Annotated in this window: 21 protein-coding genes and 1 pseudogene; 5 read left to right on the forward strand and 17 right to left on the reverse strand. The window is 65.0% G+C overall.

Annotated features, from left to right (window positions below; genetic code table 11):
* The first annotated feature begins 588 nt into the window (after positions 1–588).
* The 3 genes from ACYVLV_RS06180 to ACYVLV_RS06190 all read left to right on the forward strand — a co-directional run bounded on the left by ACYVLV_RS06180 (position 589) and on the right by ACYVLV_RS06190 (position 5,641).
* Positions 589–729: a hypothetical protein gene (locus ACYVLV_RS06180; protein WP_460808525.1), complete on the forward strand. Its 141-nt coding sequence runs from the start codon at positions 589–591 to the stop codon at positions 727–729.
* Positions 730–755: 26 nt separating this feature from the next.
* Positions 756–1,715 carry an ISL3 family transposase gene (locus ACYVLV_RS06185; protein WP_460808528.1) on the forward strand — a complete coding sequence of 320 codons (960 nt, stop codon included), beginning with the start codon at positions 756–758 and terminating at the stop codon, positions 1,713–1,715.
* A gap of 980 nt (positions 1,716–2,695) precedes the next feature.
* A complete protein-coding gene (locus ACYVLV_RS06190; protein ID WP_460808531.1) occupies positions 2,696–5,641 on the forward strand; it encodes a hypothetical protein in 2,946 nt (981 codons plus the stop codon).
* Between the two features lie 314 nt (positions 5,642–5,955).
* Here ACYVLV_RS06190 and ACYVLV_RS06195 read toward each other — a convergent pair whose 3' ends face one another.
* The 16 genes and pseudogenes from ACYVLV_RS06195 to ACYVLV_RS06270 form a co-directional block, all read right to left on the reverse strand.
* Entirely contained in the window at positions 5,956–7,719 is a 1,764-nt protein-coding gene (locus ACYVLV_RS06195) for a type IV secretory system conjugative DNA transfer family protein (protein ID WP_460808533.1), read from the reverse strand.
* The gene (locus ACYVLV_RS06200; RefSeq protein WP_460808535.1) at positions 7,716–8,234 is read right to left on the reverse strand and encodes a hypothetical protein; all 519 of its coding nucleotides are present in this window, start codon (positions 8,232–8,234) and stop codon (positions 7,716–7,718) included. The genes ACYVLV_RS06195 and ACYVLV_RS06200 overlap by 4 nt, the downstream gene beginning before the upstream one ends.
* Positions 8,231–9,286, reverse strand: coding sequence for an ArdC-like ssDNA-binding domain-containing protein (locus ACYVLV_RS06205; protein ID WP_460808538.1), 1,056 nt, complete (start codon positions 9,284–9,286; stop codon positions 8,231–8,233). Before ACYVLV_RS06205 ends, ACYVLV_RS06200 begins: the two co-directional genes overlap by 4 nt.
* Positions 9,283–10,818 carry an ATP-binding protein gene (locus ACYVLV_RS06210; RefSeq protein WP_460808540.1) on the reverse strand — a complete coding sequence of 512 codons (1,536 nt, stop codon included), beginning with the start codon at positions 10,816–10,818 and terminating at the stop codon, positions 9,283–9,285. Before ACYVLV_RS06210 ends, ACYVLV_RS06205 begins: the two co-directional genes overlap by 4 nt.
* The gene (locus ACYVLV_RS06215; RefSeq protein WP_460808542.1) at positions 10,815–11,219 is read right to left on the reverse strand and encodes a hypothetical protein; all 405 of its coding nucleotides are present in this window, start codon (positions 11,217–11,219) and stop codon (positions 10,815–10,817) included. The genes ACYVLV_RS06210 and ACYVLV_RS06215 overlap by 4 nt, the downstream gene beginning before the upstream one ends.
* 210 nt (positions 11,220–11,429) lie before the next feature.
* Entirely contained in the window at positions 11,430–12,005 is a 576-nt protein-coding gene (locus tag ACYVLV_RS06220) for a hypothetical protein (protein ID WP_460808544.1), read from the reverse strand.
* 170 nt (positions 12,006–12,175) lie between these two features.
* Complete coding sequence (locus tag ACYVLV_RS06225; protein ID WP_460808547.1) at positions 12,176–13,642, reverse strand: SCO6880 family protein; 1,467 nt, start codon at positions 13,640–13,642, stop codon at positions 12,176–12,178.
* Between the two features lie 5 nt (positions 13,643–13,647).
* Positions 13,648–14,835 carry a TrbL/VirB6 family protein gene (locus ACYVLV_RS06230; protein ID WP_460808549.1) on the reverse strand — a complete coding sequence of 396 codons (1,188 nt, stop codon included), beginning with the start codon at positions 14,833–14,835 and terminating at the stop codon, positions 13,648–13,650.
* A 155-nt stretch (positions 14,836–14,990) separates the two neighbouring features.
* The gene (locus ACYVLV_RS06235) at positions 14,991–15,305 is read right to left on the reverse strand and encodes a DUF6112 family protein (RefSeq protein WP_460808593.1); all 315 of its coding nucleotides are present in this window, start codon (positions 15,303–15,305) and stop codon (positions 14,991–14,993) included.
* 134 nt (positions 15,306–15,439) lie between these two features.
* The gene (locus ACYVLV_RS06240; protein ID WP_460808550.1) at positions 15,440–15,730 is read right to left on the reverse strand and encodes a DUF6112 family protein; all 291 of its coding nucleotides are present in this window, start codon (positions 15,728–15,730) and stop codon (positions 15,440–15,442) included.
* Between the two features lie 12 nt (positions 15,731–15,742).
* Entirely contained in the window at positions 15,743–17,350 is a 1,608-nt protein-coding gene (locus ACYVLV_RS06245; RefSeq protein ID WP_460808552.1) for a M23 family metallopeptidase, read from the reverse strand.
* A 9-nt stretch (positions 17,351–17,359) separates the two neighbouring features.
* Complete coding sequence (locus ACYVLV_RS06250) at positions 17,360–18,052, reverse strand: hypothetical protein (RefSeq protein WP_460808555.1); 693 nt, start codon at positions 18,050–18,052, stop codon at positions 17,360–17,362.
* 34 nt (positions 18,053–18,086) lie between these two features.
* Entirely contained in the window at positions 18,087–19,073 is a 987-nt protein-coding gene (locus ACYVLV_RS06255; RefSeq protein ID WP_460808557.1) for a ParB N-terminal domain-containing protein, read from the reverse strand.
* Positions 19,066–19,905 carry a serine/arginine repetitive matrix protein 2 gene (locus ACYVLV_RS06260; protein WP_460808559.1) on the reverse strand — a complete coding sequence of 280 codons (840 nt, stop codon included), beginning with the start codon at positions 19,903–19,905 and terminating at the stop codon, positions 19,066–19,068. Before ACYVLV_RS06260 ends, ACYVLV_RS06255 begins: the two co-directional genes overlap by 8 nt.
* 364 nt (positions 19,906–20,269) lie before the next feature.
* Complete coding sequence (locus ACYVLV_RS06265; protein WP_460808597.1) at positions 20,270–20,569, reverse strand: primase alpha helix C-terminal domain-containing protein; 300 nt, start codon at positions 20,567–20,569, stop codon at positions 20,270–20,272.
* Between the two features lie 111 nt (positions 20,570–20,680).
* A pseudogene (locus tag ACYVLV_RS06270) lies at positions 20,681–21,187 on the reverse strand (bifunctional DNA primase/polymerase); the annotation flags it as partial.
* A 1,182-nt stretch (positions 21,188–22,369) separates the two neighbouring features.
* Here ACYVLV_RS06270 and ACYVLV_RS06275 point away from each other — a divergent pair.
* Positions 22,370–23,482 (forward strand): hypothetical protein, encoded by a 1,113-nt coding sequence (locus tag ACYVLV_RS06275; protein WP_460808561.1) that lies wholly within the window; start codon positions 22,370–22,372, stop codon positions 23,480–23,482.
* 155 nt (positions 23,483–23,637) lie between these two features.
* Here the strand turns inward: ACYVLV_RS06275 and ACYVLV_RS06280 are convergent, their stop codons facing one another.
* A complete protein-coding gene (locus ACYVLV_RS06280) occupies positions 23,638–23,958 on the reverse strand; it encodes a hypothetical protein (RefSeq protein WP_460808600.1) in 321 nt (106 codons plus the stop codon).
* A 1,003-nt stretch (positions 23,959–24,961) separates the two neighbouring features.
* On the opposite strand from ACYVLV_RS06280, the gene ACYVLV_RS06285 reads away from it, so the two are divergent.
* Positions 24,962–25,522: a hypothetical protein gene (locus ACYVLV_RS06285; protein ID WP_460808563.1), complete on the forward strand. Its 561-nt coding sequence runs from the start codon at positions 24,962–24,964 to the stop codon at positions 25,520–25,522.
* The last annotated feature ends 226 nt before the right edge of the window (positions 25,523–25,748 follow it).

The following is a 25,748-nucleotide window of genomic DNA, read 5'->3' on the forward strand; positions in this document are numbered from 1 at the left end:
AGTCAGAGTCGTACGAGCCCGGCCAGTCGGGTACGTAATCGGGACGATGCCCTACCCCAACAGCGGCAGCATCGGATGGCCGCGTGCGCACTCTCGGCGGCAGAACCGTGTGCGTCCGGGTTTGTCATCCGAGGCGTGGGGTCGTGTGCCTCAAGACGGTCCATGATGCGTTCTGAGGCACACGACTCCACTCTCGGGTGGGCCTACTTCGTTGTCACTGCCATGTCTGCAGGGTTGTGTGCTCGAGCACGATCGGTCAGTCGTTGTCAGGCACACGACCCGACTGCATGGGCACACGCACATCGGCAGATCCGTGCACTTCAGCTGCGCCCATACGCGGGGAAAAGACGCACTTAGCAACGAAAAATTACACGGATGGGTTTCCGACTCTTCTTACCTGCGGTTGGGGTAGTGAGCGACACGACCTGAGCGCCTGGACCCGGATAGGGGTCGGGGCCTTGCAAGATCGGCAGTGACTAAGCCGCTCAACCCGGAAGGCCTCGACGATGTCCGAGCCTACGGCGTGCGACCGCGCGCCCACGTTCTCAACGCTCTTGTTACTGCGACCGCTGCGACCTCCTGGTCGGCTTGGCTGGGTTCCACGTCATCGACGTAGCCGATCACGCCGGCGTGGTCCACGTCGTGGTCGAAACACCGGCGCAGCTGATGGTGTGCCGCGTCTGTGGGGTGATCGCGCACAGCCACACGGCCGGCGCGATGTTCGTCTGATCGACGTGCCCTGCTTCGGGCGCCCGGTGAGGCTGATCTGGCGCAAACGGACGTGGCGCTGCGCCGAGCAGAAGTGCCCGGCCAGTTCGTTCACCGAGCAGCACGACGACCTCGCCGGCCCGCGGGCGTTGCTGACGACCCGGGCGTGCTGGTGGGCGATCAACCAGCTGCGCCGCGAGCACGCCTCCGTGGCCGGCCTGGCGCGCCAGCTCGGCACGACGTGGCGCACGGTGTGGCGCTCGATCCAGCCGCTGCTCGAGCAGATGGCCGCCGACCCCGCACGGTTCGAGGGCGTCTCGTCCTTGGGCGTGGACAAGCACATCTGGCACCACGTCTCCACCAAGCCGGTCGAGGACGGCGGGCGCGGGCCGAAGGAGCTGACCGGGATGATCGACCTCTCGAAAGATCAGCAGGGCAAGGTGAGAGCCAGACTGCTCGACCTTGTTCCGGGCCGGTCCGGGAAGGCCTACGCCGACTGGCTCGAAGAGCGCGTGGGCGTGTGTCGGCCCGGGGTGAAGGTCGCCGCCCTCGACCCGTCCCAGGTATACAAGGCGGCGATCGACGACCAACTCGAGGACGCCGTCGCGGTCCTCGATGCCTTCCATGTCGTGAAGCTCGGCACCGCTGCGGTCGATGAGTGCCGGCGCCGGGTCCAGCAGGAGACCCTCGGGCACCGCGGCCGCAAGGGCGACCCGCTCTACGGCATCCAGAAGCTCCTGCGCGCCGGGGCGCAAAAGCTCACCGACAAGCAGTGGGCCAGGTTCGAGAAGGCCATCGCTGCCAACGAAGCAGCCCACCTGCAGGTCTGGATCGCGTGGTCGTGCGCCCAGGATCTGCGCGCCGCCTACAAGCACCGCGACACCGCCAAGGGCAGGAAGATCGCGGAGAAGATTATCGAGGCCTTCCCGTCCTGCCCGATCCCCGAGATCGCACGCCTCGGACGCACCTTGCAGCAATGGCGCCACGCGTTCCTGGCCTACTTCTAGACCGGCCGATCATCGAGCGGCTGCACCGAAGCGATCAACGGTCTGATCGAACTCCACCGCCTAGTCGCACGCCGGTTCCGCAACCGCGAGAACTACCGACTACGCATGCTCCTGATCGGCGGCGGACTCAGCCACCCAACCTCAAGTAAGAAGAGCCGCTTAACTCAGTGGTGTTCGGTCAGACTGTAAGGATTCAGCTATCCTGCCGAGGTACCGCGCTTTGGTCAGCCGAGCTGGGAGGCACTGTGGGATTGGCATTCGACGTTGCCGAGGCCATCAATCTTGGATGGGGCGCTGCGAGCGGCGAGGGGTCCGCATCAATTCGTGACGCCCTACGGGATCGTGCTTTTCGGGTCGCTATAATTGAAGAGTTTGAGCAACTATCACTTTCTCGCGCCAGCCCTACCGCTTTAAAGGTCGCTAAGCAACCGGAATTCATTGCTTGGATTGATCGTGGCGGAGAATATGATCTATCGGAACACCTTGCCGATGATCAACTAAAATCGCTAGGAATATTAGACGCCCAAGACGCGGCTAGGGTCGGCGCCTACCTCCGGGAGGGCATTAGAAATGCTTCGCTTCGTTTCGCTAGTTGGCCAGAGCGGCAAATACTAGCGGATATCACGAAACTTCGGACGTCCGTGGGTCTCGTTGAAGAATTACTCTCGACATCGATACTTCAGGGGACGTCGCGCGCCTTCGCTAGTCACGGGCGATACCTGTCGCTGTTAAGGAGGCGTCAGGGGGCGCCCGCGTTAGATGCACACCACTATATCGCGCCGAATATTGATCACCCGGCACATCCATACAATCTTTGGGCGAGACTGAAGAGTGGCGACGGTGAATGTATCCTTCTCGAAGGAGTTGGCGGCTCGGGAAAGACGCGGCTGTTGGTTGAGGTCGCGTCTCAGGCCAGCGGCGTCGGGTGGCACGTCATCCACGTTCTTCGGCGTCCCGTAGCGTCAGCCGCAGAACTCAGCATGGCCGCGCTCGCGAGCGATCGGGCTGTGTTGGTCGTCATTGACTATCCTAACGAACTCGACGATATCGAGCTCGCGGACTTTGCGGACCAGATAGTTCCCGACGTTCTCGAGGCGGGGAATCGGATCTCGATATTGGCTGCAGCACGCCCTGGATGGATTGCCTCGTCGCCATCTATTGGGGCATGCAACGTGGTTCCTTTGGACGACAGTGACGAGCATCAAGAGCACGTTGCGCTCTCGATCGCTTTAGCGTTAGCGCCCACCGCTGCTGGCCTGCTCGGCGTCCTGGAGTTCCGTCGTCTAATTGGGAAGCGTCCGATGGTCGCGACAATTATCGCCCGCGAACTCGAGAGGCGGGCCTTGAGTGGGAAGCTCACGCCGACGAACACCGACAGAATACGCAGCGGGCATTTAACCGATTGGCTTCGAAAGCGGCTTGACGAGGACGGATACACAAGCCACCGTCCTCGGAGGATCGCCGATCTGCGAGAACTTTCCACGCCACTATGCGTGGCGGCAGCCCTAGCAGTTGTCACACCGAATCGCGGTCGAATTGTTCACCATAACTGCGCGTCGGCTGCGGAGTTGATGCGAGTGCACGAACCGGATCTCTTTGCCGAGCGCACGAAACGACAGTTGTTCGAATTGGGCTGGTTTTCTGAGACTGATGGCCAGATATTGGCCGTCCACGATACTCTGGTTGATCATCTCGTAACCGAGACCGTTGACAGCGATATTCACAACGGAAGCACGGCAATGCGTGCCGCAGTCTTTGACGGATGCCTTGGCCAGCCCCATGCGCTCCAAAGCCTGATCGCGAATCTGCGACGCTACGTGACCGACCCCGACGACAGTTCCGGATTCTCCGCGTCCGAGAGAGCCGAATCCATCGACAATTGGGTCGAAAGAGCAGCCGTGCGCATCCGCCAACGAATCATCGAAACTCCGGACGGCGCCATTGCGACGAGCGTGCTTAGGCTCCTGTCTAGGCGTTCGTGGGCTCGCGCCGTCGGCGACCCTGAATGGGAATGGCTCGCGATGCACGGCACCGGTCGAGCAGCTGCGCCCATGCTCATTTGGCTCCTTGGTCGGGCGGACTTGGCGCAAAGCGAGGAGGTACCCGCAGCGACGCGCGCTTGGTTGATGACACACGGCACCGAGCAGTCTTCCCTTCCGGTGCTCGCCGCCACGCTGAAGCGGTCGAGCCTGGCTCAAACCACGTGGGTGCTGGCTGCGGTGAAGGACTGGCTTGCCCCACACGGGGCCACACCCGCCGCCACCTCACTACTCACCGGGTTGTTGAAGCGCCGCGATCTGGCCCAGACGGAATGGGTGCTGGACGCAGCGCAGGGCTGGCTCGAAGTGAACGCTTCTGAGCCAACCGCAATCCAGGTTCTCACCGCGCTCGTTAGGCGGCCAGAGGTAGCACAACCAGATTGGGTACTGGACGCACTGCGAGGCTGGCTTCTCGCCCACGGCCAGGAGCTTGGTGCGCACGGAGTGCTCACCGGGCTAGTGAGACGGCCGGACTTGGCGCGCACAGAGTGGGTGACGGCCACAGTGCAGGCTTGGCTTTCCGAGCACGGCACCGAGGCCGCCGCCTGCCCTATGCTCAATTCGTTGATCTGGCGATCAGACTCAGTTTGTACCGAGTGGGTGCTTATGGCGGTGCAAGCCTGGCTCGCCGAGCACGGCACCGAGACCACCGCTGAGTCGCTGCTCAAGAGTTTGGTCCGGAGGGCGGAGCTGGCGCGAACAGAGTGGGTGCAGAGCGCGGTACGGACCTGGCTGGCCTCGCACGGCACCACGCTCAGAGCGCACCGATTGCTTGGTGTGCTCAGGGGCCAGGCAGAGTCGACGCAATACGAGTGGATGCTCGATGCTGTGCGGGCCTGGATCACCGAGCACGGTCACGAGAGCGCCGCCTTGCCGCTGCTCACCGACCTAAGTAGCCGATCAGAGCTGAATTGCACCGTGTGGGTGCAGAGCGCGGCGCGGGCCTGGCTCACCGAGCACGGGACCGAGCCGGTTGCGGACTCGCTACTTCGGGTCGTCCTCCAGCACGCTGAGCTGGTGCCCACCGAATGGGTGCAGAGCGCCGTGCGGGCCTGGCTCACCGAGTACGGGACCGAGACCGTTGCAGACTCACTGCTCAAAAGGTTGGTTCAGCAGGCTGAGCTGGCACACACCGAATGGGTGCAGAGCGCGGTACGGGCCTGGCTCACCGAGCACGGGACCGAGCCGGTTGCGGACTCGCTACTTCGGGTCGTGCTACAACAGGCAGAGTTGGCGCACACTGAATGGGTGCAGAGCGCGGCGCGGGCCTGGCTCACCGAGTACGGGACCGAGACACGCGCGGACTCGCTGCTCAAGGGTTTGGTCCAGCAGCCAGAGCTGGCGCCTACTGAGTGGGTGCAGAGCGCCGTGCGGGCCTGGCTCACCGAGTACGGGACCGAGACCGTTGCAGACTCACTGCTCAAAAGGTTGGTTCAGCGGCCAGAGCTGGCGCCTACTGAGTGGGTGCAGAGCGCCGTGCGGGCCTGGCTCACCGAGTACGGGACCGAGACACGTGCGGACTCACTTCTCAGGGGTTTGGTCCAGCAGCCAGAGCTGGCGCCTACTGAGTGGGTGCAGAGCGCGGTACGGGCCTGGCTCACCGAGCACGGGACCGAGCCGGTTGCGGACTCGCTACTTCGGGTCGTCCTCCAGCACGCTGAGCTGGCGCGCACTGAGTGGGTGCAGAGCGCCGTGCGGGCCTGGCTCAACGAGTATGGGACCGAGACACGTGCGATTTCGCTGCTCAGTGGTCTGGTCCAGCAGACTGAGCTGGCATGCACTGAGTGGGTGCACAGCGCGGTACGGGCCTGGCTCTCGGAACATCGAACCCATCCCCTCGCCCCACGTCTTCGACAAGCAAAGCTTGATGGCGTAGGGAAGGGCTAGCTTCGGCGAGGCGGTGACAGTCCCTGATCGGGTCCGGCTGAGCGACCCGCGTTCGTGATCCCAGGTCGTCGATGGCGACGCGTTCATCAATGTGGCTCTTCACAGTTGAGGGTGTGCGACCCGGTCTCACGGTCGACGCGTCGATGGGCAGATAGACGTCGAGGTCTGCCGAGGTGGAGGTTCCTACGCCTTCCACCTGAGAGACCTCGACGGGTACAGGATCTTAGGTTCGTCCGAGCCACCTTGCTTCAGACGAGATACGTCACAGTGGGCGGTAGGACGCACCGTTTTGGGGGCTGAGGGAAGAGCGCAAGTTACCGACGGCGCAGTTGACGTTCGATGTCGGAACGTTGGTCGAGGATCGCCTGCGCGTCGCTTCGATCCACCCAGGGCCGGAGGTCGGTGACCAGCGGAGGTGCACTCCGCAACAGGATCAACGCGGTGCCGAACGGCAGCGTTCGAATGACTTCTGGTGGCATCACGGGAACGCGGCGCATGGACCGTTGGACCGACCGGGAGCCGTGGTCGCCGATCGAGATCGTGTCGGTGCGTTCGTCGCGTTCGCCGATGAGGGCGGAGAGGTCCTGGAGGTCGCGGGCTGAGGACGTACCTCCGAGGATGATCTTGACGATGGAGGCGTCCCAGATGGCGCCGGCGGCGTGGTCTCCCCACTTGTCCCGGACCTGGGACAGGGATTGAAGGACGGGCATGGTGGTGATGCCGGTGCCTCCGCCTTCGGCCATGAGCATTGGCAGTGAAGGCAACGGTGAGAGGTTGCCGATCTCGTCGAGCGCAAGGAGCAGGGGTGGGTCGAGACGTGCGCCGGGGGAGGCAGCGGCGAGGTGTCGCGCGGTTTCGACGAGGTCCTCGATGAAGGCGGCCACCAGCGACCAGGATGCCCCGGCTCCCGCTCCCGTCGCCAACAGGTAGAGGGTGCCGTTGTTGGTGAGGAAATCGACCGGGTCGAAGTGTTCACCGGGTTGTGGTGAGACGGCGTCGAGCACTCGCGGGTCGGCCAAGCAAGACAGAGCGAGCGAGACGCCCATCCAGATCGAGTCGCGGGTGCGTGGGTCGGAGTGGATCATTGACTCCAGTGAGTCGGCCCATCCGGCCGCAGCTTTCGGATGGCTCGAGAGTATGGCAACGGCGTCGGACGCGGCTGACGGTGAGAGTGTCCAGGCGAACAGTTCGCTGGGGCTGCGGTCATCGAGGGCCGCGGCTTGTAGCAGCGCTTGAAGGGCGGTGCGCGTTTTGCCTTCCCAGAAGCCGCCCGACTCAACGCCCCCACTGGAGAGCCCGGTTGCTGAGGCAAGTCCAGTCGCTCGGATCATGGCGGTGAGCGGGTCTTCGCATCCACGGACGGGGGACCAGCGAAGTCCGGCTGGTAGCCCTTCGGCCAGGCGTTGTGGGTCGAAGACCGCAACCGGTCCGCGGCGTTGCCGGGCGGTGATCGTGGCGGCGACGTTGTCGGGTCGGGTGGCGGTGGTGACGACCGCGCCCGGTGCGTCGAGGATCGCGTTGATGACGAGGTGCAGGCCCTTGCCTGAGCGCGGTGGTCCGAGCAGCAGGATCGAGTCCTCGACCGAGGCCCATACTGTTTGACCTTGGGATCGTCCGAGTAGGTAGCCGACGTCGCAGGGATCCGGCCGTTCGAGGGAGGGACGCAGGGTCCGGCCGCGTGCGATGAGCGCCTGCTGAGAGGCGGCGACTCGCACTTCACGTCCGGTGGCGACCCCCGCGAGGCGACGAGGGTCGTGCTCAGTCTTGTGCTTCAACGCCCCGGCTGTCCGCCAGACAACGATTGCGCCGGCAGCGACGGTCGCCACCATCAGGACCAGGACGAGCCAGTAGATCCAGGCGGATAGGCCGCGGGAGCCGAGCGCGGTGGCAGGGTCCTCGGGTCGGCTGAGAATGCGGAAGGCTGCCTCCCATCCTCCAGTGGGTTGTTGAGTTCCAGACAACGCGGCTGCAGCACTTCCTGCCGCGCGGAGGACTCCGGCCAAAAGGCCGAGGACAGCGGCCGCGATCAGGCCGAGGTTGAGGAGGTCGTCGTCAACCGACTGGCCTCGTGGATTCATTGCGCCCCGCCGCTGGTGATGACGGCGCCGGAGGTCAGTCCCATCAGCACGACGAGCCCTGGGTGTGCTTCGAGCAGGGCGGGAGGTAGTCGAAGCCGAGTGGTTCCATCGTGACCCGCGACTTGATGTGCGACGACAACAGCGACAGCGACTTGCTCGTGGGGGGTGAAGCCGTTGCCGGACACGTCGCCGATGGATGTGTTTCTCGGCCCGATCTGGACCGAGGATCGCGCCGATGAGGTTGAGAGAGTCACTATGTCGGTGAACCTGACTCCGTCGGCTTCGTGCACTTCGACTCGTACTGGGACGCCGAGGTCGACGGCTATGTGGGCGAGAGCTTTCTCCAGGTCCTCGCGCCGTAGAGCACCGGGGGCGGCATACGGCTCCTTGTCGAGGAGTACGTCGAGGTAGCCGCGCTCATCGACGGTGACCTCGACCAGGGGCATCACAACGGGCACCCGGAGCGAGGGGCGCTCGTCTCGGCGGTACGGGGTCGTCGCATGAAGCAGGCTCATATCCCCAACACCTCGACCTTGCGTCGCGGGATGCTCTCTACAGCAGGGGTCTTCCGCTGACCGGCCAGCGACTCTCTGTCGAGGCCGGGTGGGTCGCCGTCACCGATCTGCTCGGTGTCGAGCTTGTCGAGGATGGACACCGCGGCTGTTCGGACCCGTTGTGCGGTGGCCTGGATGACGTCGACGGGGGATGTCCCGGGGACGCTGCTGGCCCAGGATGAGACGTAGGGGACGGTGTAGGACGTGGTGTCGAGTCCGTGCGCCGCGCCCGTCATGAGTGCGACCGATTCGGCTTCGACCTCGGCGATCCCTCGGTGCATTGCGGCGTCGGCATTGTCAGGACCGTGGAGCATGACGTGGCCCAGTTCGTGGGCGAGGGTCTTCACCTGAGCGGCGTCGTCCATGTCCATCCGGACTGATACCTCGCGGGTTAGGTAGTCAGTGAGTCCGTTCGCCCCGCCAATGGCCGCTGCGTTGGAGACGAGTCTGAGTCCGAAGCCGTGCGCTTCGATCTGGTCGGCGAGGCCGTCCCACAGCCCTTTGGGAGCCTGGCCTTTCAGCAATGCGGGTCGTGGTGGCTGGGGGATGGGGTCGCCGTCGGTTTGGGAGGTGTCCCAGACGAACGCGGGCTTGACTCCGATGAGACGTGACCGCACGGACTCTCCTGGTTGTGGTCGCTCGCCGCGCCCGAGGCGACGCCAGGACCCGCCGTTTTCCGGGGTTGAGGAGGCGAAGCGGCCGGTGACGGGGGCGAGGATCGCGTACCCGCTTTGGCCCTTCATGACGTGACGGTTGAGGCTGAGCCACTGCTTGAACCCCGCGACGTACGTCGGCATCGGCTCGGGGACACGACCCTCTTGGTGGGCAGCGTTGTGTTGGACGTAGATCAGCATGGTGTTGTTGAAGGACCGTGAGCGGAACTTTGCCGCGAACTCCAGTGCGCGCGTCCAGTCCTCACCGGTCACCAGAGCGCTGACGGATTCCGCGAGTAGCTCTTGGAGCGCCTCGAGTTTCGCTTCTCGCGCGGCGACATCCATGGTCTGCGTCTTCATCGTGGTTCGCCTCCAGGCGTCGGTTGCTCGCCGGCCAGTGGGGCGGAGCGTCCCGAAGCGCGTGCCGAGGTGTCGAAGAGAGCGAGTTCGGCCGGGTGGAGCTGGTGCTGGACAACGAAGGATCGGTCCTTGATCCGCCACAGCCCCTGGCCGGTACCGAGCGTGGGCAGCAACGACTGCTCGGTACCGGTGAGCCCGAGAGCGGTCGCGGTGGACCCGAGCTGGTCCGACTCCTGGCGGTAGACGATGCGAGTCTCGGCGTTGGCGAGCAGGGACGAGGCGAGGGCCCGCATCGCTGAGCCGGAGTCGCCGACGTTATCGAGGTCAGAGAGTTTGTGAAAGATCAACATGTTCGCGATCCCGTAGTGTCGCGCCAGTCGCCAGTGCGCATCCATCCGTCGCAGCAGAGCCGGATGGGACATCAGCCGCCACGCCTCGTCGTAGATCACCCACCGTTGTCCGCCGTCCGGATCGAGGAGAGCCGACTCCATCCACGCGGACGCACACGTCATCAGGACCGAGATGAGGGTCGCGTTCTCGGTCACCCGTGACAGGTCAAGGGAGATCATCGGCAGCGTCGGGTCGAACCGCACGGTGCTCGGCCCATCGAAGAGCCCGGCCAAGTCACCCGCCACTAGGCGTCGCAGCGCATGCCCGACCAGGCGCCCGTCCTCGACCAACCGACCGTCGATGTCAGTTGTCTTGTCGGGGCAGAGCAGCCGGTCGACCACCATCGGAAGGACTGGAACCTCCGCGGTGCGGACGGTGTCCACCAGCGCTACGTCGATGGCGGTGTGTTCCAGGGGAGTCAGGCGCCGATCGAGCACTGTCTCAGCGAGTGCCCCCACCAGGTCGCGACGCCTCGCGGTGACCTGCGCCCCCCATTGGGCGTCGTCGAGCCCACCTGGCCGCAGTCCTTCGTCGAGTGGGTTGAGCCGGTTCGCCATCCCGTGCCCCAGGGCGATGGCCTTACCGCCGACGGCTTGGGCGACCGCGGTGTGCTCACCTTTCGGGTCCCCAGGCACGTACACGCGCCGCCCGAAGGGGATCGAGCGGGTGTAGAGGCTTTTGGCCAGCGCGGACTTCCCGGCCCCCACGATGCCTGCGAGGACCAGGTTCGGTGCGGTGATCAGGCCACGTGAGTAGAGCACCCACGGGTCGTAGACGAACGAGCTGCCGCTGTAGAGGTCTTGACCGACGAAGACCCCGTCGCTACCGATTCCCCCTTCGGCGAGGAACGGGTAGGCGCCGGCGAGCGTGGCCGAGGTGTCCTGATGGCGGGGGAGCCGCATGCGACCGGGTGTCCGCAGAGCGGCCGGCCCCGGCTCGCCAGCCCGGGGGAGGACCACCGTTGATCGGCGTTCCGCAGCAACCTCGTTGACCTTCGCCTTCGCGGTGGCCTTTCGGGACTCGCGGTCCTCATCCAAAAGGGCCTTGGCCCCAGCGCCACGCGTACGCCGGTCCCGGCGCCGCTCGCGACCCGGCGAGACGAGGACCGCACTGTGCATCCGGCTTTCGTCCCGGCGAGTCATAATCCGACCCTGTGATCGGCAACCCTGCACGGAGAGTCAGCCACGCCAGGAATGTCACGGTGACCATAGGTGATGACGCTCTCAGCCTCATGCGCATGGTCGATCGATTCCGCGACCTGTCGCAAGATCTCGGCGCAGCGGTGAAGTTCCCACGAAACGTGGTACGTCGTAGCCCGCTCGGAACGAGAGCCCGGCACCCCGGCGCCATTCTTCGTTTGGCCGTCCTGGAACGACGCGATCTGGTGGAGCGATTGGCTCAACGACGCGGCCGCCGATGACAGCGACCCGAGCACGGGGTAGATCTGGCGCGGATCGTTCATCGAACGGGTGGCGTGTGCGAGCCCGCGCAAGGCCTCGCAAGCCTCATCGGCGTCTTCAGCAGCGTTGTCGAACGTGGGCATGTCGTTCCTCCTCTACGACTGGTGTGTCGCAAAGGAGGTGCGCCGACGGCGCCGTGGAACGAGAAGTCCGTGCTACTGGTAGCAGTTCGGCTGGTAGCCGAGACATGGGGTGACCCCGCCCGAGTCTCGGGTCGCGTGCGGTGTCAACGACGACGATGGTGGCCGGTGAGAGCCCCGATGTCTAGAAAATCTTGCGACACGATCTGGGGGCTACACGAACCCCTCTTCGACCAGGACGCATCCCTTGTCTGTGATCACGTGCGCCTGGCCAGAGCCGCCGACCACTCGGCTCCAACTTTCTACGCACAGCCTGCCATTGAAGATCTCGATGGAGAACCCGCCGTACATTCCAGGAATGGCGAACCAGAGGGGGCGGAGCCTCTCCTGGGCGACGACCTCGGTGTTGACGTGCCGCAATTGAAGCGGCGGCAGGTTTTGAACCCGTGACTCGACCAGGTGCTTGAGGTAGTCATCCCAGACGCCGTGCATGGTGCGTTGCGCCTCGCTGATGGGGTCAGGCTGCAGGAGGAGAGCAAGGTGGGAGTGGCCGCGGTCCTGGGCGAGGTCGATCGGTTGCCTCCCGTTGGCATCGCGAAGGGAGCGCCACGCCCCACGGTCGAGGAGGTCCGTGACGACGCTGACGTCTGCGCCGTGCCAGGCCGCCTGATGCAAGGGGGTGAACCACGACCGGCCGCCGATCCGCCACTGGTTCACGTCCAGCCGTTGATCGGTGTCGACAACACGAATGACCGCCTGCCAGTTGCCGGACTTCGCAGCGTCAGACAAGCGGTCGACTGCGTCAACGAGGGAGGGTTTGTAAGCCGCGCGGTCCACTACCCCCGGCCATTCGCCCGGGTTCCTTCCGTTGCTGTCCTCCACGTCCGAAGGTTCGCATATGCCGGGCCGCTCACGTGCCTGAACCTGGCACGACACCTGATTCCTGCAATGCCGTCCTCTCACACGGGGCGGCACAGTGGTAGCGCCGCTGTTGTGAATGCTTGCGCTTGTTGGCCCCAGAGCCGTCGTGTCTCACACGAGGCTTGTATGGCTGCCTGTTCGATGTCGGCTACGGCACGCTCGAGCTCGTCGGGGTCGGGTGCACTGATGGCGATGAGTCCCGTGCAGCGAAGGATGCCGTGGCCGGCGGTCAGGTCGGCTTCTTGTTGCAGGACGTCGTTGAACTCGGCGCTCTGCTGGGCATCTTCGATCTGGCCGATCCTTTGGCGCTGGGAGGCATCAGAGATGTATTCGGTCTTCTTCTTGCGGATGTCGCGCGCGGCTTGGTCGGTTCGCATGGGGGTGTAGAGCAGGGTGAAGGTGCGGCGTACCCCTGAGCTGAGGAGGACGGGTGCGAGAAAGCCGGGGTAGACGAGGGATCGGGGCCATTCGCTGACCCAGAGCACGCAGTGGTGCGCTGAGTCGCTACGCAGACTGGACCAGTTTTCGCTCACGGCAACCGGGCCGGCGGTCGCGAGGTCGCGGCCCAGGTCGCCGTGACGTTCCAACGCGCCGGCCACGACTGGGTCGTAGGCCGATCGAAGGATCACCGCGAGGTCTCCAGGTTCCAACCACCCGGATGGTGCGAGGTCGGCGGACCTAAGTGCAGCCGTGATCGTCGACATCTCCTGCCGCATGACGGCTGCAGCACCCCTGTTGCCCCCACCAGCGGCGCGGATCGCCCGACCCGCTGCCTTCATGTCGAGCGAGATCGAGATCGTGCTTGCGTGGCGCTCGCCGGCGGGACCCGCGCGGTCGATTAGTTCGCCGTACGTTGTCGCCGTCCACGAGCCGTCCTGTAGCCCGTGCTTCGACCACCATTGCGCAAGACCCCTACCGGAGTCGGGCAGCGTCCTCTCCATGACCTGCACGGATGCGATCCGTCCCGAGCGGCAGGCGGTCGCGAGCACGCGGCCCCAGCCGTTGACGCGGCGCTGCTGCTCTATCGGGTCGAGCAGAATGAACGCCTGGTGCGTGACGCCGACGATCGCGGTCAGCGTTGCCCGGTGCGGATCATGGACCATGACCGCTCCGCTCTCCGGGTCGAGCCACTGTCGTAACCGTGCGGCGTCACCGGGCAGGGACAGGGTTCCTGCTGGACGGGGCTTCACGATGCGGCGACGGAAATCGAGCTGACCTCCCGTGGAGCGCCACAACCAGTGCACGAAGACCGGGAGCCATTCGACGAGCTTCCTTCCACCCACGCTGACCCAGGTAAGCGCGGCGCAAACGAGGAGCAGCGGCGCGACCAGCACGAACGACCTTCCGCCGCCGAGGTAGAGCACAACTATCAGCGTGCTCGCACCGATGCCGACCACGACCAGCTGAGAGCCCGACAGGCCGAGCAGTACCCCGCGTCGGGTGAGCCTGGAGAACTTCACCGGTGCTAGCTCGTAGTCGCGGATACGCGATGCCTGGGTGCTCACCGGGGTCAGTCCTTGCCGCTACCGGACGATCCGGGGACGGAGTCAGCCACATGCGGCGCCATCGGAGGACCCGACGCCGGCGCGGACTGGTCGGCAGCATCAGTTTGCTGCGAGGCCGCCGCACCCACGGCCTTCCCGCTACGGGCCCCGGCCGTGGCCGACTCCTTAGCCACGACCGCGCCTACAGCCACGGGTCCGCCCACTCCAGCCGCGGCCCCACTCCCGCCGGCCGAAGCACCTGAGGCCGAAGCACCTGAGGCCGAAGCACCCGGCCCGGCGCCTCCACCGGAACCAGTCGAGGTCGCTGGTGCCGGGGCTCCGCCACCCGAACCCGAGGACGCTGCGCCGTCGAGAACCTTGCTCGCCTCGGAGCCGGGCAACCGGCTCATCGGGATCGGCATCGGGCGGTTGAGCGCCGACTTCGCCTCCTGCTCGCTCGACATTGCGTGGTAGGTGTCGAAGCCCATGAAGCTGATGGCCTTGTAGGTCAGGTACGGCGCGAATCCCGCCATGAGCATGAGGACCACCCCGGCGATCGGCTCGCTGACGGACTCGAGGTCACTGTCGATCGGTGCGGAGACCTGTGCCGTGGCGAGCAGGAAGATCACGACTAGGACGACCTTGGAGAGGATCAGCGCGATCACGAACTGCGCCCACTTGCCCACCCAGCCACGGGTCTGGTCCCAGCTTGACCCGGCGAGCGCCAGGGGAGCGAACACGATTGCAATGAGCAACAGCGCCTTGCGGGTGAGCAAGCTGATCCAGACGATGACGGCTGCGGTGATCATCAGCCCACTGATGAAGATGGTGAGGATTGCCCCGGCGCCGGGAGCGGCGATGTTGAGGGTGCCGATCCCGGCCGCGAGTATGGCGATCCGGTTACCCATCTCTTCCATGTTCGTACCGGCGGCATGAACGATCCCGATGGACAGTTGGTCGGTCACCTCCAAAGCGGTCGCCAAGAGCGCTAACGCAACGAACGAGCCGAGGATCGATTTCGCCAATCCAAGGAGCGCCCGAGACAACGCAGTCGGCTCTCGGCGGATCATGCCGCCGATGACTTGGAGCATGAAGAAGCCGAGCATCACGAAGACGGCAACACCGAAGAGGATGTTGTAGACGCTCGTGTACTCATCGCTGGTGACGTCGACCATGGTGGTGGAGTCGAAGACGGTCCATACCGACTCAAACATCCAGGCCGCTGCGTTGCCCATTCCTTCCGCGAGCCAATCGAAGGGGGCCTTCACAAGGCTCCCGGCGGCTTCACCTGCTGTGTCACAGACGCCGGAGATCACCGGCACATTGCACACATCGACCATCGCAGTGACGCCTCTCGTTGAAGGTCGGATTAAACGGACTGGCCGACGTTCCAGAAGAAGTTGACGAGGGTGACCGAAGCGCCGGTGATGACCGCAGCCCCGACCCCAACGAGCACACCCAACTTGCCCCGACCCGCCAAGTGCGGATTGGACGAGTTGGCGCCGAGGGCCCACACGATGGCGGAAATAATCAGGGCGAGCACGGCGAGAATAAGTCCCACGGTCATCGTGGCACCGACGATGTTCCGCAGCTGACTGATGCCGGGCAGGCCGTTGGAGTTCGGGTTGATTTCGATGTTCTGCGCCAGCAGATGGACGAACAAATGCGGGATGGCGATCTGAATCACGATGACTCCTGAGGTGCGGGATGGGTTCCTGTTGCTCAGGTGCTCGACGCCTCCCCGCTCCTTGCTTTACCCCGATCGGGCTTGAGGAGGGCGGGTGAACCAGACCTCGGTCGCGGAGTCGTTGCCCATAGCTAAAGCGAGGCGCCGATGCCGAGCAGCCAGTTCGCCCACACCAGCGCACCACCTGTCAGCACTGCACCGCCGAGCGCGACGAACAGACCAGCCTTGGCCTTGCTGGCGGTTTGCCAACTGCCCCCAGCCGACGCGATAGCCCAGGTCGCACCACAGACCACGATCATGAGCACGGCCACGATGAGTCCGTAGGTGAACAACGCGCCGATGATCTGCCGGAGCTGGCTCGAGCCGCCAACGGCGCCGAAGTCGGGGCCGGCGAAAGGGACGGGGGAGGGAACTGTGTTCATGTCAGTCAGGTGCTAACCGACGACCGTGAAGTGAACGTGGTCGTAGTGTCCACCGGTCACGTTGTTGGGGTCGTGCATCCCTCCGCCGTTGTAGGAGCGCCAGCCTTCGGAGGTGCGAGCCACCGACCAGATCCGTCCCTGCCAGATCAGGTACTCGACGCCGAGGGTCTGGGCGTTGGCCTTGAGCCAGTCGGTGACTTTCCACCCAAGGTCGAGGGCGCTCCCGGTTGCGGCGGTGCCGATGGAGTTGCCGAACGTGCCGTCGCAAGCGCGGCCAAGGGGGTGCTCCGACTGGGTGCCAACCCGCGACGACCAGCAAGACCATCGGGTTGAAAAGAAGCGCGCCTGGATCTGGGTGAGAACGTGGGCGGTCCGCCCGGTGATCTGTCCGTCGGTGGTGGGGTCATCGACCATTCCATCGGGGTTCTTGTCGGGGTACGACGAGGCCGGACCGCTCTCAGTCTCAGCGCCGCACCCGGTGTCGGAGGCGTCTTGGTCGCTCCGGAGTTCGGCCGCCCCCTGCGATGCCAGCCATGGCTCGGGATCGACCGGGGCAGCGTTCGCTCTGCCGGGGCGGATCTCGAAGTGGAGGTGCGGTCCGGTGGTGTTGCCCACCATGCCCACAGCAGCGATGGTCTGGCCGGCGGCGACTGTGTCGCCGACGCGAACGCGGATGGAGTCGGCGTTCATGTGTGCGTACCCAGAGGTCACCCGCTGACCGGTGAAGGTGTGCTCGATCAGGATCAGGTTGCCGTAGCCCGACGCAGTGCCAGCGAACGCGACTCGACCATCCGCGGCGGCGAGGATGGGGGTCTGGCTTGGGGCTGCGAGGTCAACCCCTGTGTGTAGTTTGCGGACTCCGGTGATCGGGTCCACGCGCGTACCGAACTCGCTCGTCTTGACCCAGGTCCCACTCGGGAGCGGGAAGACGACTCGTCCGGACTCCGGCATCGGTGATCCTTGTGACGGCGTTCGCGTCAGGGCGTCGATGATCGCCGTCGCCGCTGGTTCCCATCGCGCGTATCGGTCGGGGTAGGCGGATACCTCCACAGCCTGGGCCGCAGTGCCTTTCGGGAGCGACTGCCAGCCGGTGATGTCCAGCAGGCCACGTGGCGAACCGCGGTGAGGTCCCGAAACGCCGCCGAAAAATGCTCGTGCCTGAAACTGCGAATCCATCAACTCCGGGACGCTTCCCCAACCCGTGCTCGGTCTCATCTGGAACATCCCGAGGCTGTCGTTGTCTCCGCCGTCGCCGTCGTTAGGAAATGTTGCGGAGCTTGGCAGCGCGCTGGTGTTGGACAGCATCCGAAGGCTGGACTCGGTCAACGCAGCCATCAACGCGACGGTGACCCCATCGCGTCCGACTCCGTCGGTCCGGCCTCCGACTTCAATGATCGTGGCCGCATGAGTGAGCTGGCGCTGGTCGAGCTGAACGCGGACGCCGTCACTCCTGGCAACCGTGAGCCCATCGGGAATCGTCCCGACCGCTGCCAGCCCGCCAGAACCACGGGTCAGACAGGATGCCTGGGCGGCCGGGTTCATCAGCACTCCCATGCCCAGCAGACAGCTCGCGGGTCCGAAGGCGAGCAGGACCAACCCGAGGACCATCGCCTTGCGCATCGTTGGACCTCAACCCAGGGGCTCATCAGGTCGCGACAACCGGAGCAGATGACACTCGGGGTACGACGGCCCACAGACGACAAAGACAGTGAAGGCCATTTCGTGTGCCGTGCTGACCGCTTCGCCCTCCCAGACTCCCGAGCGGTGACGAACCCCCCGGATCGTGTACGCCGTAGTACCAGGCAGGAACCCATCGGGCCCTGCCTGCTGGACGGCGGTGGGCCAGAGACTCGGGATTTCTGTGGCCACGATCTCGATCCATTGGCGGGTCTCGTAGCGCCGCAACTCGGCCCACGCGTCGAGCGTTGGGAGATAATTCGCAACGTCAGCCACGAGACCGGCGGAGGATTCACCTGTCGGGTCAGCCACCCCGACCAGTTGTCCGATGAGATCGACCGGCGTGGTCATGCTGTCGGTATCCCAAACAAAGAGTGCTTCCGCCACCTGCCGCGCGAAGGCCTCCGGATCGGAACCGATCAGAACCGGCGGAAAAGTGGGCGAGGGGTTCGATGCCGGCCGATCGGCCTTGCTGAGGAGGGCGGATGCCGGTCCGGACTCGACAGGAGGCCGTTCGGCGGCAGACCCCCGCGTCAACAGCGAGAACGTCGCAGCGGAGCCGAGGATCAGCAACGTCGCTCCCGCAACAACAACCAGACGACGGCGCCGACGAGTGGCGTCAGTGGAAGTGATCCTAGAGAACATGTCAGCTGCCTTCTGCGTCGGAGGGGGACACGACTCAGGTGTCGGAAGACTCCCGAGCGAGATCGACGGACTCGGCGAACGACTTGGTCTCGTCTAGAACTCGCAGGAATAGCTCCCAGTCGTCGACCTTGAGCTCTCCGGCGATCTCTGATGTGTCGTAGTGCTTCGACCAGCCATCCAGCTCTGCCCACATCAACGTGAAGGAACGCATCGAGCGCTTGGCACTGGCGGCGGCTGAAGCCCGCTTGGCTCGGTTCTCCTTGACCTGTCGGGCGTGGTCGGCTCGAGCCCGTGCGAGTGTCTGCGTGGCCTGAACAACAACTTCCTCCTCATCCGCGGGCGAAGTCCGGAGCGGCGCGAGCTCCATCGCGGCCTTCAGCCGCTGAAAGCTCGGGTCGACACCTCCTCCGTTGCGAATCGCCTCCAACTCGTCCTCGGCGATCTGGCGGAGGTACGCGGGCCGGCCCCGGTCCGCTGCGACCCGTTCGATCTCTGAAATCCGCTCCAGCTGTTGGTGTGAGTCTTTCTGGGTGATGAGGGTCGCGGCCTGCCGCCGTACCTCGCCCATCCCCTTAGGGTGCGGTGACGGTGATTCACCGTCACCGGTCTGAGCTGCGGTTATGTCGCTGTCGGCTCCGAACTGAGTCGCCTTCTGCCGGCGGCTCGCGTCCTCGGCGAGCAGCACTCTCATCTCTCTGAACAGCGCGGCCGCCTCCAGCGGTGCGAGGGGCTTGTGCGTGGCGTTCTCGTCCTGCTGAGCGAGCAGCTGGGTGATGTGGTCGGAGAGCCCGGTCCGCACCCAAACGCGCAGGGAGTTCCACCCCATTCGCTTCACCGCCTCAAGTCGGCGCCTGCCGCAGATGAGGACGCCGTCGGGGGTGATCGTCACGGGTTGCAATAAGCCGAGCCGGCCGATGGAATCCATCAGGGGGCGAAGGTCGCCCAACTCGGTCCGATGGCGGACGCCCACGTGAATCGAGTCGACCTGACGTTCCAGTTCGATATGGCCACCGTCAGACATGACTGCCTCCAACCACCTGGGTGGCTGCCTTCTCGATCGCATCGGCCACGTCGATGTCGCCGAACAGCTCGTCGACTCGGTGACCGATCAGGAGGCGTAGGAGGATTCCGCGGCCAGCGGCGGTACCCGTGTAGTCCGGACCGGGGTTGCCCAGGACGACGCGAAGCACGTCCAGCCACGACTCCTGATCGAGCTCCAGCTGAGCTCTGAGGTTCTGATCGCGACGGAGCGCCTCGTAGGCGGCAGGCCTATCACCGCTTCTCATCACTCGTGAACAGATGTACTCCAGTCCGATCCGAGCGGCACTCTCTGGCCAGCCGAGCTCGACGAACAGGACAACCGCAGCGTCCAGCGCCACGTAGGCATTGGTCGGCTCTTCCGTCCCGACGAGCGCGGGCCCGTCAATCTCTTTGAGGTCGTCCTCGACCCGGAACGCCGGGTGATACTCGGCCAACTCCGTCTCGCGGTCGCTGAACCGCTCCGCGTCGTGGCACGTTGCTAACGCGGCTCGGCGTGCTTGGTGGGGTGAGCAGAGCAGGCCCTGAGCACGGGCCTCGTAGATCAGGCTGAGCTGGACGGCGCGGGTGACGACTGCCCAGGGATCATCGGCGACCCGGGCCGCCCGGGTCCGCATGACGTCGAAGGCGGCCACTGCTGCGTCCGACGGTTCGAGTCCGTGCTTGTGGGCCAACGCGGCGTACTTGCGCATGGCGAACGTCATCAACGCCGAAGCCTCCGAGTCGTCCTCCCACCCTCGCGGACCCGAGTATTGAAGTCGGACGAGAAGTAACCGAAGGCCTTCGGTCGTCGCGAATACAGGCTCGGTGCTCATAGCCCCATCTCCTCGGTTGGGCTGGCCGACGACGGTGCCGCCCTGGGCTGCTCGATGGCCGTCCTCGAGAGCCGTCGCCCTGCCTTCGCAGCAGTCATAGGCGTACGGCGCGCCCGGCGAGTCAGTTCGGCCTGGAGATCGATACCCCGACGAACCCAGGGGGCAGCAACCTGAGCCGACAACTCACTGGGACGAACCCACGCAACCGTCGGCAGGGCTCGCCCAGGTGCCACCGGGGGGGCGGTGGCGGGAAGCGAAGGATCACGATGAACCGCAAGTTCCGCAACGGGACTCTCTCGCCCTGCCGTCGGGGTCGTCTGGGGGAGTGTGCGGTGAAGGTGTCGCTCGTAGGACTCTGACGTGTTCACAACACCACCCCTTCAACGGCGCTCACCCGGCGTGGCGGGTTCTCCGAGCCGAGTCGCGCCCTGATTCGGTAGGCCGACCGGATGGTCGTCAGTGCCTCGCGCTCCGGGAGGCCGGCCGCGCAGGCCGCGTCGCCCAGAACCGAGGAAGCGGCGTTGAGCGCGTGCCCTTCTTCCGCCATCCGGCAAGCGGCCCAGAACAGCCCGCCGTTGCGTCCGCCTTCGGGTCGGGCTGCGACCCATGCGGCGAGGTTGTCCGGGCGGGACCCGATCGCTGGCATACCGGTCGGTGGTCTCATGGGTCGAGGGGGATCGAGGAAGCCTCGTAGCTCTGCCGCGTCAACAGGTCCGGACTGATGGTGCTCAGCGACGGCTATCTGCCGGTACGGCCTGCTCACACCGTCGTTCCCGGTGATGCGCGAGGGCGGGAGCACGATGTATCCACCGTCGCCGCGGAAATCTATGTGCTGGCCGGAACTCTGCCAGGAGCGCTGCTGACTATCGGCCTCGCGAGGAAAGTACGCGTGGACACCACCCGACGGGGTCCGGACGAGCCACGCCCAGCCTTCGACGAGCCCTGCTCTACGGGCCCTTTCGAACGCTGGGAAGCCGGTGCCGATCGGATGGACGTCCACATCGACGACATCCACCCCGGAGACCGCTCCCGTTGGGATTCCGATGTTGGCGTTGGGCCAGCGGCTCCACCACGAGGCGATGGCCACAGGGTTGGTGTTCGCGTCACGAAAGCCGTGCACGGTCAGCGGGCGCTTGCCACCAGGGACACACGGAAACACAGGGATGTCACGGTCGACGAGGATCTCGGCCGCGGCGACCAGCCCCGGTGCTTTCGTGAGTTCGTGTGCGAGCTCAGAACTCCACCGTCCTGCCGAGCGACTTTGTGGCGATAGGGGGTACATGCCCACGACTATCCTCAGCGAGCGCACCAAAAAACGCCCGTCCTCAAACCGCCCGTCCTAGGACGGGCGGGGGACGGGCGGGGGCATCACGTGTGCGTTATCGCAGGTCAGCGACCGCCCATCTTAAAGTTCAGAAAAATTTCCGGAGGCTGCTTCCGCGGAGTTGTGCAACTGTGATCAGTGCGACGAGTCACGCGCAGCCTGTCCCAGTTGCTGCCCGGACTCGTTGAAGAAAAGGCCTGCAGATCAAGCAGTGGACGCTACGCGAGGCCATCTATGGGACCCCGTTGACGGAGCGATCTAGTCTCGGGCGAACCGACGGTGCCGAAAGAGGATGGGCGCGCGGGACGTCCGATCAAGTAGCCGATGAGCGTTCGCGCCGTCCTCAATGTTAATCCAGATAATTCTTGAAAGGTGCTTAAGGTGGTGACTCGGGATTTTCGCCAACCGCGTGGGCCGCTGAGCGACGGCGGCTGAGCACCCTGAAGGGCGGCGAGCTACCTAGATTCGGAACAGCTGCCGTTCGTACAGACTGTTCGTGATAGTTGCGCGGGACTAGAAATCTGGGCTTGCTTGCTAGCGGGGTAGGTCCTGAGTGTCTTGGGGGCCGCACACTTGGGGCAGGACTCTGGGTGAGTCCTAGTGGTTTTGGGTTTGGGCACCGGCCGAGTACAGCACGAATGACGGGGAGAAGCCGCGGACCGCAAGGTACCGGGCTAGGTCTGCCCGACCATGCTGGGGGGGGCAAACGAGCCAACTTGCGCCTCTGCCGCGCCGATCGTTCACCGGAACGGGTTCCCTCTGTGGCACGCTCCGCGTGCCGTTCGGCTTGCCGGAACGCGTTCTGGGACCCGCGCCGAGGCGCTGCACAGCGCCGCCGACGAGGCCCCCCGAGGCCGTCAGGCGAGGAGTTCCTGTACCTCGACCGCCGCGATCATCATCGGCGCCAACGTCCGAACCGACCTGCGCGCCGACCACAAGGAGTTCCGCGTGTCAATCAAGGAGCGCAGCGTGTTGGGGGCCGTCACGGTCTGAGTCTTGCCAAGAGGGCGCTCGCGAGGCAGTTCATCAACGTGGTCGTGCAAGTTTGCGTGCGGCCAGCACCAATGCACGATTCCGCGCAACCTTCCCGCTTCGAGCGTCGCTCTCGGGAGCAAGACAACCAAGACCTAGCATGCCTCCATGGATGCGCTTACGATCAAGGTGCGGCTCTTTCGTCGTGAGTCGTCCGCTCGTGCCCGGCTCGTCGACCGCGCCAAAGCACCTTTGGCACACAGGTCAGCCGTCTACTACGCGGATCTGGGACAACTGACCATTGAGGCGAGTGCAGCGACGCCGATCTCGCAGGTTGTCAACGACCTAATCGAGACGTGCGGACACCTAGAGAGTCGCGGTCGCCCGAAACGGGTCCCGCTCAAGAATGACGTACCTCGCCTGCACGAGGACAACGTGTGGTTGCACCGCTACTGGACGTTTGACCGCGGGCAGGGCATAACCCAGATGCCAGACCGCGAGCCGGTTGTAGGACTGTCCGTATCCGGCGCGGTCATCTGGGAACGCACCGGGCGACAACGCCACATGAGCACATCTATGGGCGATCTGAAGCGGTCGTTTGACGAAGGGCACTTGGCTGTCGACCCTTCCAAACTGGTTGTTGTTTTCGACCCGAGTCCAGTGGGCACGAGCGCCAGCTACTCGGTGATGCTGCCACCGGATGCATGGAGGGACATGTTGGTGCTGGCGGCACTGCTGTTCACAGTCTCAGAGACGTTCGACAAGTCAACATCGCTTCTAGAGAAACTTCGGCGCGCCACGGCCGCGTTGTGGTCTATACGTGAGGCGCGCAAGCTCCCGACTGAGGTGCCCCCACGGCGCCTGGTGCGCTTTGTTAGGTCTCGCGAAGAGTGGACGATTGGACAGATCCGGCGCCGGCTCGTGGTCAGCGAGGAAGAGGCCAGAGCACTGCTCCTCTTCTGCGGATATGGCGAGGATGTGTTGGACGGGCTTTGGCATCGAGACGCTGGGGATGACTCGGTCCTTATGGGACAGCTAATCGACGCGCTTCTCGAGCTTGCGGAGAAGGAGCCGGGGCGGCACCTCGGAACGCCCGGTAGATTCCGGGAGCTAGTGGGTGACATAGAAAAGGCATCACCCGGCGAGTTCATCGTGTTCGACCTCCCCGCAGATGACCCGTTAACGGAGCCCTCGGCGTTGGTTGCCTTGCGCCCAGAGCAGTACGAAGTACTTCTGCGGATTCTTCGCAACGTTGAGGTCCAGCTGCCTAACTCCGAATGAAATGCCCCGGCATCTTCGGACTGGTGGGGTTGGTCGGGATCGATCATGCTGGGGTCTCGGTCGGGGGTCCAGCAGGAACCGAGTGCTGGCGCTGGCCTCGTAGTCGGCGAGGTGTGGGAGCCGTCGATGAAGCTGATGATCGCGTTCGCCGGGCCCTAGCGGGTCGGCCAGGTCGAGCGGTCGAGCAGCTCGGTCTGCAGCGTGGCGAAGAAGCTCTCGGCCACTGAGTTGTCGAAGCAGTCGCCGATCGATCCCATCAACCCCAGCAGCCCGGACTCACGCAACCGGTGCCCGAAGACCCAGCTGGTGTAGGTGGCGAATTCATCCAGTCCATGCAACACCGGGGTCTTGGAGCGACCGCATCTGCTCGCTGAACACCTCCGCCGGGCCTTCCAGTCCAGGACCTTGCCGGTCCTAATGTTGATCGCAAGCGCGACCGCCTCGAGGTCTTCGCCGCTCCATCCTCGGCCGGTCACCGAACCCCTACCGGACGAGACGGCCGCTCTCGGCCACCTCACCGGCGACGCCGGCGATGTCCCGCGTGCCATTTGCCTTCGAGGCCTCGCACGAAAGCTGTCATCTGATGGTGCAGCAGACCCCCTCAACTACTCGACCCTCCCAGCCTTCCGTCCTCGGGTCCATGCCCGCGCTTGCGGCCACCACTAGGCGGTCAACGTCCATCAGGTTAGGGAGCACTGCCGATCTGCCTACGATGCGAGTCACGTGCCCACTCTCGCACGCTGTGCGCATCCAGCGCCGCTGACGATCCGCTCACTAGCCACCCGGTGACCGATGTCTGCACGGCCGGCGTCGGGCTGCCCGAGGTCCTCCGCGGTGTTCGCTCCGCCTACAAGGCCGACCGCCGCGAGGAATTCCTTGGTCGGCCCCGCCTCCGATAGCCTCCTGCCCCGTGGCGTCAGATTCGGATTCAAACAGTGCAGATCAAGACCTCACGCCGCCGATCAGGGCCGTCGCTTCGGCGCTGGTCCTGGTCCTGCTCCCGGTAAGCGTGACAGGCCTGGTAACTGCGTTGCCCGTGGCCGGAATCTTGCTTTGGGACGCCGAGCTCGGCCCCGTAGTGCTCGTGACCGGGGCGTGTCTTTCGCTGGCGCTCTGGCTTGCCGTCGCGCTCGGGCGCGCCTATCTCCGGCCCACGAACTGGGACTGGGGGATCCGGACCGCCCTTATCGGCGTACTGCTCGGCTCGCTCCTCCCGTTATTCGAGACGCCGAGCAAGATTGTCTGCTGGCCACCGGCGGAGTGTGCCGACAACCTCAACCCGTCGTGGTGGCAAGCTGGCTGCTTTGCGGGAGGAGTAGCCATGACGGTGATCGGGCTGCTCCTGGCCTCTCGAGCAGCGCCGAGCCAAGTGCCGGCTGACCAATCGGCGCGCGGAGCGACCCAGTGACCGATCGGCACGCGGGACGCACGGTGAACTGAACCCCCGATCGGTCCGGTTCAGGGGTACCGTTCGTCAGCATGGCGAGGGAGCCGGTGCGGCGAAAGGTCATCGAGTGTGCGGAGATGCTGCTCGGCCGTGCCCGTGAGCTCACTGGCTCCAGCGACGGCGTCCGTCGCGCAGCCTCGACTGTTGGCGCTGGCGAATTACCGTGGCGAGCACAGTTGGAGGAAGCTGTGAACTGGATCCCCGACGAGTGCGAGGAAGCTGCTTGTTCGGCAATGTTTATGACTTTCGGTTCGATTGCGGATCAGTCCGGATTGGACGAGATCTTGCGTCTCGAAGTAGCCGCCGATAAGTTCCTTGACGGAAGTGGGAAACTGCTTGTGTTTGCGGTTGATGACTGGTTCGAACACGACGAGAACTTCGAGGCGATCAGGGATCTCGGCGCCGAGACGCCCGAGGAGATCGGCGCCGACTACTGGCTGTACCGCTGGCTCGACCTTCAGCCGAGCGATTGCCAGACGTTGCTGCAAGCAGTCGAGGCCGTGGCCGCGTGCCTGTCGGTTGTCCTGGACTTGCTTCCTAACAGCGACGCGGAAACCGTCGAGTGGTGGGTCGGACCGGAGCCGAGCGCGTAGGTCGGCCTGATTCGCACAGGCCCTGGCCATCCCGAAGCCACCCGCTGATCGCGGGCGATGCCCTCGTGGTCCTCGGGAGCGCCGGGCCGGAGTTGGCGGTGCGGCCCGATGGCCGATGCCGCGTGCCGATCCCGAACCGGTACCTGGCCCCATGGGCGCAAGCGCTGGACATCCCCGACCAGATCATCAACATTCACGGTCGTCCAGGTGTAGACGGGCCGTTGCG

Source organism: Nocardioides salsibiostraticola (assembly GCF_054783655.1).